Here is a 14727-nt window from a genome sequence, read left to right as displayed (position 1 = left end):
GCCTCCTCGCGGCCAGTCCCGGTGATACCGAAACCCTCGTTCAGCATCCTGCGTCTATGACATATTCGCCTGTTGCGCCAGAGGAATGGCTAAAAGCAGGTATTACCGACGAACTTATCCGTCTTTCAGCGGGACCTGAAGATCCCGACGATATTATTCATGACCTTGAACGCGCCAGCAGAAAAGCAGCATTCTGACGATTGCTCGGCGAACCGCTGTCACCGGTTTGCCGCATCGGGTATCAAGGCACTATAGCCTGGTTATAGGCAGCATTCTTTATGAGAGAGCTGCCTATATTTTGGGCAGGGGGCTCTATGCAGGACGACACATTACCATTAAATAACAGTAACGCTACGACCACACCGCTTTCAACGAGATTACCGTTTACAAAATATGATTTTGGCTGGGTGCTCTTGTGTATCGGTATGGCGATCGGCGCCGGTACCGTCTTAATGCCAGTGCAAATCGGTCTCAAGGGGATCTGGGTATTTATTACCGCTTTTATCATCGCCTATCCCGCTACCTATATTGTGCAGGATATTTATCTAAAAACGTTATCTGAAAGCGAAACCTGTGACGATTATACGGATATTATCAGTCACTATCTTGGCAAAAACTGGGGCGTTTTTCTCGGTGTAATCTATTTTCTTATGATTATCCACGGGGTGTTTATTTACTCCCTGTCGGTGGTGTTTGATAGCGCCTCCTATATCAAAACCTTCGGCCTTACTGAGGCCGATCTTTCGCAGTCTATTATCTATAAAGTCGCGATTTTCGCCGTACTGGTGGCGATTGCCTCCGGCGGGGAAAAGTTATTATTTAAAGTTTCCGGCCCGATGGTGGTGGTAAAAGTCGGGATCATTCTGATATTCGGTTTCGCTATGATCCCACACTGGAATCTTGATAATATTTCCGCCTTTCCCGCCGCATCGGTTTTCTTTCGCGACGTACTGCTCACTATCCCATTTTGCTTCTTTTCTGCGGTCTTCATTCAGGTGCTAAACCCAATGAACATCGCCTATCGTAAGCGCGAGCCTGACCGTGTGCTGGCCACCCGGATGGCGATTCGCACGCATCGCATTAGCTATATTACGCTGATTGCCATTATTCTCTTTTTCTCGTTCTCGTTTACCTTTTCGATTAGCCATGAAGAGGCGGTATCAGCGTTCGAGCAGAATATTTCCGCCCTTGCGCTGGCAGCTCAGGTAATCCCTGGCCATATCATCCACATTACCTCTACCATCCTCAATATTTTTGCCGTACTTACCGCGTTCTTTGGTATTTATTTAGGTTTTCACGAAGCGCTTAAAGGTATTGTGCTGAATGTATTGAGTCGTATTATGGATGTCAAAAACGTCAACCCACTGTTACTGACATCTGGAATCTGTGTCTTTATCGTGGTGACTCTGGTTATTTGGGTTTCGTTTCGCGTCTCAGTATTGGTCTTTTTCCAGTTAGGCAGTCCGCTTTATGGCATTGTCGCGTGTATTATTCCCTTTTTCCTGATTTATAAAGTAGCGCAACTGGAAAAATTACGCGGCCTGAAAACCTGGCTTATTCTGTTATATGGAATATTGTTGTGCCTGTCGCCGTTATTAAAATTGATTGAATAAGAGCCTATCCCACCAGGCGTTATTGGCGCAGCCAGTTTGGACACGGACAGCGCGCAAAAACCGGAGCGTACACGTAGTACGTGAGGTTTGACTCGCTACGCTCGCCCTTCGGGCCGCCGCAAGCGGCGTTCAAAACGCTAACGCGTTTTGGCGAGCACTGCCCAGGACCAAAATGGCAAGTAAAATAGCCCTAATGGGATAGGCTCTAAGTCGTACCGGAGAGCCATGCCCCGTGGCGCTACGCTTACCAGGCCTACAGGTACGGTGTAGGCTTGATAAGGCGCAGCCGCCATCCGGCATAAAACGCAATTAACTCAACGGTTTCTGCGGGTTTTCATCCTGATCGACGGCAAAGCAGGCCACCAACTGGCCGTCGTACTCTTTAAGCTGCGGCTGTAACTGCGTGCAGGGTCCGAAGCGACGGCGGCAGCGGGCGTTGAAGGCGCAGCCCGGCGGCGGGTTCAGCGGACTTGGCAACTCGCCGGTCAGCTTAATCCGCTCACGGCGATCGTCCGGATTCAGCCGCGGCGTGGCGGAGAGTAACGCCTGGGTATAGGGATGACGTGGATTGTTAAAAATCTGCTCTTTGGTCCCTTTCTCCACGCAGCGGCCTAAGTACATGACCATCACTTCATCGGCGATGTGTTCCACCACCGACAGGTCGTGCGAGATAAAGACATAAGACAGCCCCATATCCTGTTGCAAATCCATCATCAGGTTCAGCACCTGGGCACGCACCGACACGTCGAGCGCGGAGACCGGTTCGTCGGCAATCACTACGTCCGGATCAAGCATCAGACCGCGGGCGATAGCGATACGCTGACGCTGGCCGCCGGAGAACATATGCGGATAGCGGTCGTAGTGCTCGGTTTTCAGCCCCACCTTCGCCATCATCGCCAGCGCTTTTTCACGACGCTGCGCTTTACTCAGGCTGGTATTGATCAGCAACGGCTCTTCCAGAATTTGCCCCACTTTCTTGCGTGGGTTCAGGGAACCGTAGGGGTTCTGAAACACAATCTGAATTTTCTGCCGCCGCAGTTTCTGCGCGTGCGGATCGTGTTTGAGCAGATCCTGCCCCTGGTAATAAAGCTCGCCGCCGGTTGGCGTTTCAATCATCGTCAGCAGGCGACCCAGTGTGGATTTTCCACAACCGGACTCCCCCACTACGGCCAGCGTTTTACCGCGTTCGAGATTAAACGACACGCCGTCCAGCGCTTTTACCAGCCGTTCCGGAGAAAAGATCCCCTTCTTCACCGGATAGTGTTTTTTCAGGTCGATAGCCCGCAACAGCGGCTGTTGCAAGGTGGCCTCATGCGTGCTCATAGTGTGGGCCTCCCGGCATCATCGAGTGGGTAATGACATTTTGACTGACGTCCATCGTCCAGTTGGTTGAGAGCAGGTTCTTCCGCACGACATCTGTCCGTGGCGTAGGGGCAGCGCGGGTTAAGCAGACAGCCCGTCGGTCGGTCATATTTCCCCGGCACCACGCCCGGCAGCGACGCCAGACGCGCTTTATCTTGCGCAAACTCTGGTAACGCACGTAGCAATGCCTGGGTATACGGATGACGCGGCGCGCGGAAAATATCCTGCGCAGCGCCAGTTTCGACGACCTGCCCGGCGTACATGACGATAATTTTGTGCGCCGCTTCCGCCACCAGCGCCAGGTCATGGGTAATCAGCACCAGCGCCATGTTCTCTTTTTGCTGCAACTCCAGCAGCAGCTCAATGATTTGCGCCTGAATGGTCACATCCAGCGCCGTGGTCGGTTCATCAGCAATTAACAGCTTTGGTCGACAGGCTATGGCCATCGCAATCATCACGCGCTGACTCATGCCGCCAGAAAGCTGGTGCGGATAGACATCCAGACGAGAGGCCGGATCGGGAATGCCCACCTGGTTCAACAGGTCAATCGCTCGCTGACGACGGGTTTTCTTGTTCCCGCCCTGATGTACCTTGATGGCTTCCATAATCTGAAAGCCAACGGTATAGCAAGGATTGAGGCTGGTCATCGGGTCCTGGAAAATCATCGCCACTTCAGCGCCCACCAGGTTGCGACGTTCCTTCTCGGAAATGCGCTTCAGATCCTGTCCGTTAAAGAGCAGGTTTTCCGCCATCACGCGGCCTGGGTAATCGATAAGCCCCATAATCGCCAGCGAGCTGACGGATTTGCCGGAGCCAGACTCGCCGACAATACCGACCACCTCACCCTGCTTCACGCTGTAGCTAATGCGGTCGACGGCTTTGAACGGTGTCCCTTCGTCGCCGAAGTGCACCGATAATTGATCTACATTTAATAACGCCATCTCGAACCTCTTACTGCTTCAGTTTGGGATCGAGCGCGTCACGCAGACCGTCACCCATCAGGTTAAATGCCAGTACCGTCAGCAGAATCGCCAGCCCCGGGAAGGTCACGACCCACCAGGCGCTTTGCGCGAACTGCAATACGTCAGAGAGCATGGTGCCCCACTCCGGCGTTGGCGGCTGTGCGCCCATGCCAAGAAAGCCGAGGGCGGCCATATCGAGAATGGCGTTAGAGAAACCGAGCGATGCCTGAACAATCAGCGGCGCAAGGCAGTTCGGGAAAATATTGACGAACATCTGACGCATTGCGCCTGCGCCCGCCACGCGGGAGGCAGTCACATAATCGCGGTTCACCTCTACCAGAACCGCCGCGCGGGTTAAGCGGACATAGTGCGGCAGCGCCACAAACGTCAACGCCAGCGCCGCGTTGCCGATGGAGGGGCCGAAGATCGCCACCAGCACCAGTGCCAGCAGCAGGCTCGGCAGGGCCAGCATAATATCGACCACGCGCATGATGATGTTATCGACCAGACCGCCGAAGTAGCCCGCGACCAGGCCGAGAATAATCCCCATTACCAGCGACAGGACGACCACCAGACAGCCGACCAGCAGTGACAAACGCGCGCCATACATCAGGCGCGAGAGGACATCGCGACCAACATCATCCGTTCCCAGAATATGCGCCCAACTGCCGCCTTCCTGCCAGACCGGCGGCGCCAGCAGCGCATCGCGGAACTGCTCTGCCGGGTTGTACGGCGCAATAAAGTTGGCAAACACCGCAATCAGGATCACGATGAGAACATACGCCAGCCCGACGACCGCGCCTTTATTGCGTTTGAAATAGTGCCAGAACTCCCGCAATGGCGTCATGGGCGCCGGTGCGGCATTAACATTATTTTCAGTAACCTGTGACATGATGGCCCCTTACTTCTTATGCCGAATACGCGGGTTCACCACGCCGTACAGCAGGTCTACCAGCAGGTTGACGAGAATAATCATCGTCGCTACCAGTAACACGCCGCCCTGCACTACCGGATAATCGCGGCGTTGCAGCGCATCGATCAGCCAGCGCCCCAGACCGGGCCACGAGAAGATAGTTTCTGTCAGAATCGCGCCCGCCAGCAGCGTCCCGACCTGCAGGCCGATCACGGTGACGACTGGCAGCATGGCGTTACGCAGAGCATGGACGATAATGACGCGCATCCTGGTCAACCCTTTGGCGCGTGCGGTACGGATGTAATCCTCCCCCAGCACTTCCAGCATCGACGAACGGGTCATACGCACAATGACGGCCAGCGGGATTGTACCGAGCACCATCGCAGGCAGGATCATATGCGCCAGCGCATCAATAAAGTTACCCTCTTCGCCCCAGATAGCGGTGTCGATCAGCATAAAGCCCGTCAACGGATTGGTATCATCAAGGAACACCATATCGCTCACGCGCCCGGAAACCGGCGTCAGGTTCCAGTGGACGGAGACCAGCATGATCAGCATCATGCCCCACCAGAAGATAGGCATAGAGTAACCGGTCAGCGCCAGGCCAACAGCAGTGTGATCGAAGATAGAACCGCGCTTCACTGCGGCCAGCACGCCCACCGGAATCCCCACGGCGACGGCAAAAATCATGGCGCAGACGCCAAGTTCCAGCGTCGCTTTAAAGCGAGGCACAAACTCGTCCCACACGGGGATTCGGCTTTTCAGCGAGATGCCTAAATCGCCATGCATCACCCCCCAGATATAATGGAGGTACTGCTGCCACATCGGTTTATCAAGACCGAGTTCAGCCAGCAGTTGAGCATGACGCTCAGGGGAAATACCTCGCTCACCCGCCATGATCATCACCGGATCGCCGGGGATCATGTGGACAAAGGCAAAGGTGAGAAGGGTAATACCGATAAACGTCGGGATAACGAGTCCCAAACGTCGGAGAATGAACTGCAACATAACCCGAATTCTCTCTCATGACCCACGGCCTGGAACCGTGAGTCTGTATTGCTCACAAATCTTATCCCACGCAAACTGCATCGCGGATAAAGCATTACGCCGGATGGCGCTGCGCTTATCCGGCCTACACAACACCGGGGCGCAGCGCTCTTTTAATTATTCGACAGAGACGTTTTCGAAGTGATGTTTGCCTAATGGATCAACCACATAGCCTTTAACTTCTTTACGCACTGGCTCATAAACCGTGGAGTGAGCGATGATCAGCGCTGGCGCCTGGTCATGCATCACAACCTGGGCCTGTTTATAGAGCTCAATACGCTTGTTGTGGTCATCGGTCGCACGCGCAGGCTGAATCAGGTCTTCAAACGGCTTGTAGCACCATTTTGAATAGTTGGAGCCTTGCTGGGCGGCATCGCAGCTGAACAGCGTGGCGAAGAAGTTATCCGGATCGCCATTATCGCCGGTCCAGCCCATCATCACCGTCTGGTGCTCGCCATCTTTAGCGCGCTTGAGGTATTCGCCCCATTCATAGGTGACAATTTTGGCCTGAACGCCAATCTTCGCCCAGTCCGCCTGGATCATTTCCGCCATACGACGCGCATTCGGGTTATAGGGACGCTGTACCGGCATCGCCCACAGATCGATGGTGAAGCCTTTTTCCAGACCGGCTTCTTTCAGCAGCGCCTTCGCTTTTTCCGGATCGTAGCCGTAGTCTTTAATATCGTCGTTGTAGCCCCACATTGTCGGCGGGATCAGGTTTTTCGCCGCAACGCCCGCGCCCTGATAAACGGCTTTGATGATGGCCTCTTTATTCACGGCATAGGTCAACGCCTGGCGAACTTTGACGTTATCCAGCGGTTTTTTCTGCACGTTATAGGAGAGATAACCCACGTTCAGACCGGCCTGCTCCATCAGGTTGATATTTTTATCCTCTTTCATGCGCGCAATATCCGCCGGGTTCGGATACGGCATCACCTGACATTCGTTCTTCTGCAGTTTGGCGTAACGCACAGAGGCGTCAGGGGTGATGGAGAAGACCAGACGGTCGATCTGCGGCTTCGTGCCCCAGTAGCCGTCAAAAGCTTTGTAGAGAATGCGGGAGTCTTTCTGATATTGCACCAGTTGGAACGGGCCAGTGCCGACCGGGTTCAGATCCACTTTTTCCGGCGTACCGGCTTTCAGCATGTTGTCAGCATATTCTTTGGAAAGAATAGAGGCGAAGTCCATGGCTAAATCGGCAAGGAACGGCGCTTCCGGACGCGTCAGCACAAACTGCACCGTGTGATCGTCTACCTTCTTCACTTCGCTAATCAGATCCGGCAACCCCATGCCTTCAAAGTATTCGTAGCTGCCGCCAGACACTTTATGGTACGGGTTCTGCTCGTTTTTCTGCCGGTCAAAAGAGAACACGACATCATCGGCGTTCAGCTCGCGCGTGGGTTTGAAATCCTTGCTGGATTGCCATTTCACCCCTTTACGTAGGTGGAACGTATAGGTTTTACCGTCTTCGCTGATATCCCACTTCTCAGCAAGACCCGGGATCACTTCCGTGGTGCCGGTTTTGAATTCAACCAGACGGTTATAGATAGGTACGGAACTGGCATCATAGGTGGTGCCAGACGTAAAGAGCTGTGGGTTAAAGCCTTCCGGCGAGCCTTCTGAACAATAAACCAGGGTTTTGGCCTGCACGCTTGCTGCAACGGTCATGGCCACCAGGCTCAAACCAAGCTTCAGCATCCCTGACTTCTTCAAGGAAATACTCATTCTTCTGCTCCAATTGTGATGTATGTTGTTTTGCCCTTTGCAAAGGCTTTTACCGCCCGGCCTTTTTTGTTTTTTACCTGGTCAGGTCAGTAGTGAGAGGTGGGGATTCCGTTCGCATAATCGACTGAGTTGCAGTGCGGATTCTCCATAAAATGCCCCTCATTCCCTACAATCTGTCAATAGAATGTCAAAACGTCAATACAGGTAACCAGCTTTTACAACAACGGTGAGAATTAACAAACAAAGATTAAAAAAAGTTCAGAAGGGTATTTTCAGCAGGGAAATTTGTGCTATAGGCAGAAAGGCAGAGTTATTCACTTAATATTTTGCAACAGTTAGTGATTAACAATTAGACATTAATTGAAAAATTTCTTTCGATATGTTGATTATCTGAGCGATTAATACCACTAACGCTAAAACGCACAGGCGAAAATGCTGAGGTTATCCATAAGCCGTGTGCAAAAAAGAGTTACCCGGACATTGAAAAACACCATCGAATATGTCACAAAATTGTAAATAAGTAGGCCGTCGTGCGGCCTACCGCGATCACAAAAACTAACTTTTGACCCTAGCCTGCGTGCGCTTTTCGCTCCAGTTAAACAACGAGTTCACCAGAATCGCCGTCAACGTCCCCGCTGCCATGCCGTTGCCAAAGACCATCTGTACGCCCGCCGGGAAATTCTGATACAGGCCGGGTACCAGTATAGGTAGCATTCCCATGGCCAGCCCCATCGCCAGCGCGTAGGTTTTACCCGGCGTATGCAGTGGCTCACGCGCAATCATATCAATACCGATAACCCCGATAATGCTGAAGACAATCACCGCCGTACCGCACACCACCGAACCTGGCAGACAGGTCGCCAGACGTACCAACGGTGCGAATATGGCAATCAGGATTAACAATCCTCCGGCAGCCGCAGTCACGAAACGCGATTTCACATTAGTGGTGCGTACCACCCCAATATTTTCGCCGGAGGTGATAATTAAGGAGGTGCCAAAAATCCCCCCCAGCAGCGACATTACCGCATCACCACGAATGGTACGTGGAATCGCCTGCTGCACATTTTGCGTGGAATTGACTATTTCCGCGGTCGCAATCGTTTGCCCGGTTGCTTCAGCCATAGAGATGACCGCGTAAATCAGCAACGGCAGCGAGGCGGAGAGATCAAAAATCGGCCAGCCGAACGGCAAAAGCTGTGGGAAACTAAACAGCGGCCCGTGACTAACACCGCTAAAATCGGTGCTGCCCAGCGCCATTCCCAGCAGCGTTCCCGCTAAAAGGCCGAACATCACCGCCAGCTGGCGCAAAATACCGCTAAACGCCAGCGCGAAAATCAGCGTTATCAGGATAGTCCCCAGCGATAAAATGATACTGGTTGGATGAGCGAAGTCGGCGCTCCCTGGCTGGCCAATGATCAACCCGCCGTACAGGCGAATAAGGTTAATCGACACCATTAGCAGCATGATGCCAATGATAAAGGGGGGAAAATGGTGCAGGCAGCGGCGGAAAATCGGCAACGCGATAAAGTAGAACAGCGAGGTCAGAATTACGGCGCCAATCGCGGTCTGGATATTGGTCTGTAAAGCGATCGCAACGAAAATCGCAATCGGCGCGCCCCCCGGTACCATAATAAACGGCAAACGCGCGCCCACCCCTTTCACACCCAGGCTTTGCAAAATAGCGCCCAGACCGCACATCAGAAAGGTCGCGCTAAGTACCGAGGCGGTCACCGTATCGGTAAAGTGGAGCGCTTTGGCGATCAGAAAGACGGAGGTAATGGGGGTGGCGGCAACGACCAGCACATGCTGAAGCGCCAAAAGTAAGGTGGTTTGCCAGGGTAATGCATCGTTATCCGGCGTAGTAAGGCCAGGTTGCGGCATGATTAACTCCCATAAAACATCAAAAAAATAACCGCCAGCGCGGGCTGGCGGTCTGTATTATTTCAACCAACTAATGGCATCAGCGGCATAGCGATGCGCACGGAAGGCGCTGTTCTGTTTTCCAGGAATAATGCCTTTACTGAGGTGCTCCGGATATTCATTAAAGAACGGAATGATATATTCCCATACCGTTTCGCCTTCCGGAGTAACTTCAAACAGGCGGCCAAACGCCGATTCACAGATAAAGGTGTTGCCGTTCGCCAGCCGCTGCGCGCTCCCCATATACGGCGAGAAAAACGCCGGCGGGAAGATATCGCGATACTGCCAGGTAATCGCTTTGGTCTGCGGATCGAACTCCAGCACCGTGGAATGCGGCGAGGTGACGCCGGGACGCAGGTTGCCGTTATCGAAAACCAGAATCGACCCGTTCTCCATCTCAACCGGCGTGTGCTGCTGCGCTACCACTTCCGGCCCTGCATGCCAGATAACCTTCCCGCTCTCTTTATCCACGGCAATGACGCCGGAAGTGGTACGCAGGCTCATCAGTACCAGGCCATCACGGGTGACGGACAGGCCGTTAATCATCGGCCAGTGGCGGCGGTCGAAAATATCATGAATCGGGAAATCTTCCGGATTCAAATGCTCCCAGGCACGCCATTCCCAGACCACTTCACCGTCGCGATTGACCTCTTTGACGACGTCGCTCTGAATCACGCCGTCCGGCGCATCGCGGCGCGGGTCGCCGCCGGTAACACGGGCGGCGATATCGGCAGGTAACGGCGACGCGGCGGTATACAGCAGGTTACCGTTTTCCAGCCACTGCGCATCGTGGTGATGGTAAATATCTTCGTAATGCCAGACGATTTCGTTATCCGGCGTCACTTCGTAGAAGTCGCCGCCGTGCCAGAGATCCCACGCCGGATAGAGGTTCGCTGAAGTGCGGTGGCTGCCGTTATAACCCAGATTACCGTTCGGCAGCAGCACCGCATCACGCCCGGCGCGAACCGGAAGCTGCCACTGATGCGCGACTTCGCCCTGCTCGTCCACCAGGTAAACCCGCCCTTCGGCGGTTTGCGGCGCAAAAAGCGTATAGCCGCCAAAGCTCTTCGCATTATCAGCGTAGATAAGGCCCGCCGGACGGCGTCCAAGGGTGAAAGTCGAGTCCTGAGTTAAGTGTGCCACATCGCCTCCTGAGGAATAAATTTGCGCCAAAATACCCCATTAAAACGTTTTAATGAAGAGTTTTTTACTATCCTCACTGAAAAAAAAGCAAACGTTACCGTCTGGTAAATATGCTACCCTGTGCGCAAATTTTCGCAGGTCAGGAAGCAGATGGCTGTTCAAAATAAAAAACGCGCAAAGTTGATTGATGTTGCCCGCCATGCAGGCGTGTCGCCAGGGACGGTATCCAATGCCTTGCACAACACCCGCTTTGTCGAGCCGCAGACGCGACGGCGTATTGAAGAGGCCATTGTTGCGCTCAACTACACGCCGAATATTCGCGCCCGCCAGTTGCGAACCGGCAAAACCAATACCATTGCCTTGCTCTCTTCGGTGCCGCTGGCGATTGCCTCCGGCGCATCACGACTGGGATTTATGATGGAGGTGGCGTTAACGTCCGCGATGATGGCGCTGGAAAAACAGCATGCGCTGATTCTGGTGCCGCCGGGGGCAAATCCACTGGATGCCGTCAGCTTTGACGCGGCGATCCTGATTGAGCCGGCGGAGAGCGACCCGCAGCTCCAGGCGCTGGCGCAAGCGGGCATTCCCTGCGTCACCATTGGCCGCACGCCGGGCACCGACACGCCTGTGCCGTGGGTGGAGCTGCACTCGGCGGCAACAGCACAGCTTCTGCTCGCTCATCTGGAGGCCTCCGGCGCCAGCAAATGTGCGTTATTTGTCGGTAACACACGGCGAACATCAGTTCTGGAGAGCGAAGCGGCTTACCAGCGCTGGTGCGCGGGGCGCCAGGACCCCGTCGTCTACTCTCTCAATGAAAGCGAGGGTGAAAATGCCGGCTACCAGGCCGCGCAGCAGCTATTACAGGCACATCCCGACGTTGACGGCGTGCTGGTGCTGATCGACACCTTTGCCAGCGGCGCGGTACGCGCTTTTCAGGAACAGGCAGTCGCTATCCCGGAGCGGATGCGCGTGGTCACCCGCTATGATGGTATCCGCGCGCGCGAATCGCTGCCGCCGCTGACGGCAGTGAATATGCATCTTGATGAGGTGGCGCGACAGGCAATCACGCTATTATTTGATTTGCTGGCGGGCAAGAAGGTCAGTCACAGCGACGGGATCATGCCTGAACTGGTGGTGCGAGCGTCCACTTCGCGATAAAACGCGTAGAAGATAGCTGAGCTACAGACGCAAAAAAGCCGCTCAGAGAGCGGCCCAACAGCCAGAAGCCTACTAAGATAGCGTATACCCCTGTCTTGGTGAATTCGGCTTGTTAGGAAACGCCAGCTTCAGTTGCTTTGAATCCACCATAGGTTTTAAGTAATTCTGGCGAATACTCTGCGCCTTACGTCCCAACAATATTTCCATTACCGCGACAGATAAATAGTGCCCATCGCACAACTGGACAAGCAGCGCCTTCATTACCCCGGCTTCCAGCCGACGGTGCTCCCGCGATGGCGCAGCTAATGCTTCAAGTACATCCCGAAATCCATCGCTCAGTTCGTCAAGATCATCAATAAACGGTTTATCTAGCAAGTGACTGATAAATCTGCCGTGTTCATCTCTTCCCTGATGACTATCCCCTAAGTCAGGAGCGCTATGCGTTAAGCTGATGTCACTATGCGTTAAGTCCTGTGCGTTATGCGTTAAGTTCGATGTAGAGCTTAACGCATTAGCGAAAACTTCTTCCGGAGACGGCAACTCCATTCCAGGTAAGCTGTATGATTTATCTCGCTTTTCACCACTGGCGACAAGAAAGCCCTTATCCACTAACTTTGGAAATGCCAGGGTAACATCACGGGAATGTCTGCTTGTGAGCTGACATGCTCTCTCATGGTTTACCCAACCTTCTGTCGCCGCTGTGATAACGATCATTCGTTCGAGATCATCAAGCAGATGAAAACGTTGACCAAATAAATTATCAAGCCGCTCAGTCACCTCCTGTGATACAAGACTTACCGTCGACAGCTCAAGCAGTGTTTGTTCAGAAGGCTCTGTTTTCTCATACAATTTTGGTGTGCGCCAGTTCGCCCATTTCCAACCGCTCATGATTTTGGGCACACCAGATCCTGCACGTTCACCTGCGCCAATCATTAAGAACATCTGGTGCATACGGCGGTTACGGCAATCGCTTTCCCCGCCCTTCACTGCAATTTCCGGCGGTATCCGCATCAGCCCAGGATTACGGAAGCCAAAAAGATCCGGCCGCCTGACGACCAGGATAGAGCTTCGGCCCGTGTAATCAGCATGCACCAGAGTATTAACAAGCGCCTCGCGGATAGCTTCATGAACCTTGGTTTCATCCAGCCGAATGCCATCCTGCAATTCAAAAGGCACCTTAAGGTCGGAAATGAGCTTTCGATATGTCCGGCGATAAAAATCGAAAATATTGCCTGACCATGAACCATCCGGATAGATGCGGTCGATCCAGCGGGAATCCGGTTGCGTGTCATCCCGCTCACGATAATCAACAAAATAGTTTGGAACCGCATCCTGAATAGCATTCCAGGTACCAAACATCAGGATACCCGCAAGAGTGATGCCTTCTTCCCCGCTCTGGCGGTTTTTTCGCCAGCCACCAATGTTCCTGAATAAATCGATGATATCCAGCTCCAGCCAGGGATGCTGAGGCTTCGCAACCGCAAAGAGGTTACGGTAAGCACGCAAACTGTCCTGATCGATATCGCTGAAATCAAACCCTGCCAGGATCCGGTCATCACGACTATCCTCGACCTGCTCCGCGAGCATTCTTTTGATTTGCTCTTCAGAACAGTGGCAGTCCCCTTCATGGCGACGGATGTATGTTTCCGTCATCGGCTGGTTATTAAGATAGACCGGTTTTTGCTCACGTCTTGCTATGGGGATCTCAATGACAATGACCATTTTATTATCAAGATTAATGACCTGTACCGATTGATCGGTCAGTAAATTGACATTTACTTTTTTCTTGTTATTGGCAATATCAAACAGTTGCTTCATAACAGTAGCAATATCGCCGATCCCCTCAACGATAAAATTCCCTTTCTTTTCTCTGACGCCCAGCACGACATAGCCACCACGGGTATTCGCCATCGCGCTGTATGTTCGCCAGAAATCCTCCGGCAGCTTACCTTTACCATCCGCTCCCTGCGCCAGCTTAAACTCCAGTTCAACTGATTCAGAAAGTGTTTGTAAATCCAGCAAATCACTGACAGGAAACATAATCGGGTCGGCACCTGTTTAATTTAACAATCCAGGAAGAGAGAAGGACAACCTGAGCGAATAGTTAATTGTATTATCAATACAAACGCCTGCGGCGCATCCAAAATTTCAGTATCCGTCTCAAAACGCATAATACATCATGCTCTCGCATGAATGATAAAACCATTAATTATCAAAATATTACAATAAACAATTGCTTGACCATTGCATCCTGAATGCTATGTTTACAGCAACTGACGCAGTCCCGGGACTGCAAAAGAGCCTTCAGGCGATGCCTGAAAAAGGGCAGCTGCCGAAAGCTACGATTGTGCGAACTTGAAGTTTTCAAGTATGTCTGCTCTAAAACGGTGACAGATGCCAGCAACAATTAATCTGCTTCACCTGCGCCCAAAACGCCGGAATTCGCCCGACAAACGCCAGTGTATCTGGCCGGGGCGTCACTTTGGATGCGCCTGATGCACAAAGTGACGCCGGTTCACTCCGCTGCGTCATTCGCTTTACGGTTTCCAGCTTACCGTCTGCGCGACAAGGCTCCAGCGCTGCAATAACCTGCTGTGCCGTGAGTTCATCAATGTTGATCTCTCCGATATGGGGAAACACATACCGGTTTAACGAGTTCCAGATATCCTGCAACGTATGGGGTTTCAGCCCCACCGCTTTTTTCATTTCATACCAGTTTGCGGCGACATTTTTAAACGTATTCATCCTGACGCGGCGGACTTTCTCCTGGCTGCCGCGCTGCTCTTCAAGCGGGTCGATAAACTTTGCCAGTAGCCTTGGCGTTCTCTCGCTTCGCTCGAGTCGAACCTCTTGCCCCCGGAGGTTCTCATCCTCGTCAGGCTTC

General features: G+C 53.0%; 11 protein-coding genes and 1 pseudogene. 3 read left to right on the top strand and 9 right to left on the bottom strand.

Annotation, left to right across the window (positions count from 1 at the left end; genetic code table 11):
• Positions 1-44 precede the first annotated feature (44 nt).
• Both ACLD3P_RS12520 and ACLD3P_RS12515 read left to right on the top strand, forming a co-directional pair.
• Positions 45-197: pseudogene (locus ACLD3P_RS12520) on the top strand (PLP-dependent transferase); the annotation flags it as partial.
• 117 nt (positions 198-314) lie between these two features.
• Positions 315-1613 carry an aromatic amino acid transport family protein gene (locus ACLD3P_RS12515; protein ID WP_131046750.1) on the top strand — a complete coding sequence of 433 codons (1299 nt, stop codon included), beginning with the start codon at positions 315-317 and terminating at the stop codon, positions 1611-1613.
• A 309-nt stretch (positions 1614-1922) separates the two neighbouring features.
• Here ACLD3P_RS12515 and dppF read toward each other — a convergent pair whose 3' ends face one another.
• The 7 genes from dppF to ACLD3P_RS12480 all read right to left on the bottom strand — a co-directional run bounded on the left by dppF (position 1923) and on the right by ACLD3P_RS12480 (position 10685).
• On the bottom strand, positions 1923-2936 hold the full coding sequence (gene dppF / locus ACLD3P_RS12510) for a dipeptide ABC transporter ATP-binding subunit DppF (protein WP_000103561.1): 1014 nt from the start codon (positions 2934-2936) through the stop codon (positions 1923-1925).
• Entirely contained in the window at positions 2933-3916 is a 984-nt protein-coding gene (gene dppD / locus ACLD3P_RS12505) for a dipeptide ABC transporter ATP-binding protein (protein WP_001196509.1), read from the bottom strand. The genes dppF and dppD overlap by 4 nt, the downstream gene beginning before the upstream one ends.
• A gap of 10 nt (positions 3917-3926) precedes the next feature.
• Positions 3927-4829: a dipeptide ABC transporter permease DppC gene (gene dppC, locus ACLD3P_RS12500; RefSeq protein ID WP_000084690.1), complete on the bottom strand. Its 903-nt coding sequence runs from the start codon at positions 4827-4829 to the stop codon at positions 3927-3929.
• Between the two features lie 9 nt (positions 4830-4838).
• Complete coding sequence (dppB, locus tag ACLD3P_RS12495; protein WP_000938843.1) at positions 4839-5858, bottom strand: dipeptide ABC transporter permease DppB; 1020 nt, start codon at positions 5856-5858, stop codon at positions 4839-4841.
• Positions 5859-6014: 156 nt separating this feature from the next.
• A complete protein-coding gene (gene dppA, locus ACLD3P_RS12490) occupies positions 6015-7622 on the bottom strand; it encodes a dipeptide ABC transporter periplasmic-binding protein DppA (RefSeq protein ID WP_000028049.1) in 1608 nt (535 codons plus the stop codon).
• A 555-nt stretch (positions 7623-8177) separates the two neighbouring features.
• Positions 8178-9503 (bottom strand): uracil-xanthine permease family protein, encoded by a 1326-nt coding sequence (locus ACLD3P_RS12485; RefSeq protein ID WP_001136079.1) that lies wholly within the window; start codon positions 9501-9503, stop codon positions 8178-8180.
• A 57-nt stretch (positions 9504-9560) separates the two neighbouring features.
• On the bottom strand, positions 9561-10685 hold the full coding sequence (locus ACLD3P_RS12480) for an aryl-sulfate sulfotransferase (protein WP_023212599.1): 1125 nt from the start codon (positions 10683-10685) through the stop codon (positions 9561-9563).
• A 150-nt stretch (positions 10686-10835) separates the two neighbouring features.
• On the opposite strand from ACLD3P_RS12480, the gene ACLD3P_RS12475 reads away from it, so the two are divergent.
• A complete protein-coding gene (locus ACLD3P_RS12475; protein ID WP_411006502.1) occupies positions 10836-11843 on the top strand; it encodes a substrate-binding domain-containing protein in 1008 nt (335 codons plus the stop codon).
• 72 nt (positions 11844-11915) lie between these two features.
• On the opposite strand, the gene ACLD3P_RS12470 is transcribed toward ACLD3P_RS12475, so the two are convergent.
• Together ACLD3P_RS12470 and ACLD3P_RS12465 are read right to left on the bottom strand one after the other, a co-directional pair.
• Positions 11916-13883 carry a helix-turn-helix domain-containing protein gene (locus ACLD3P_RS12470; protein WP_134944473.1) on the bottom strand — a complete coding sequence of 656 codons (1968 nt, stop codon included), beginning with the start codon at positions 13881-13883 and terminating at the stop codon, positions 11916-11918.
• 339 nt (positions 13884-14222) lie between these two features.
• The coding region (locus tag ACLD3P_RS12465; RefSeq protein WP_411006706.1) for a phage integrase central domain-containing protein at positions 14223-14727 on the bottom strand (505 nt) is incomplete at its 5' end.

Origin of the sequence: Salmonella sp. 741265073_HBA, assembly GCF_046569105.1 — a bacterium.
GTDB lineage: Bacteria > Pseudomonadota > Gammaproteobacteria > Enterobacterales > Enterobacteriaceae > Salmonella > Salmonella enterica.
Note: the sequence above shows the minus strand (reverse complement) of the source record. Positions and strands in the feature narration are given on the sequence as shown.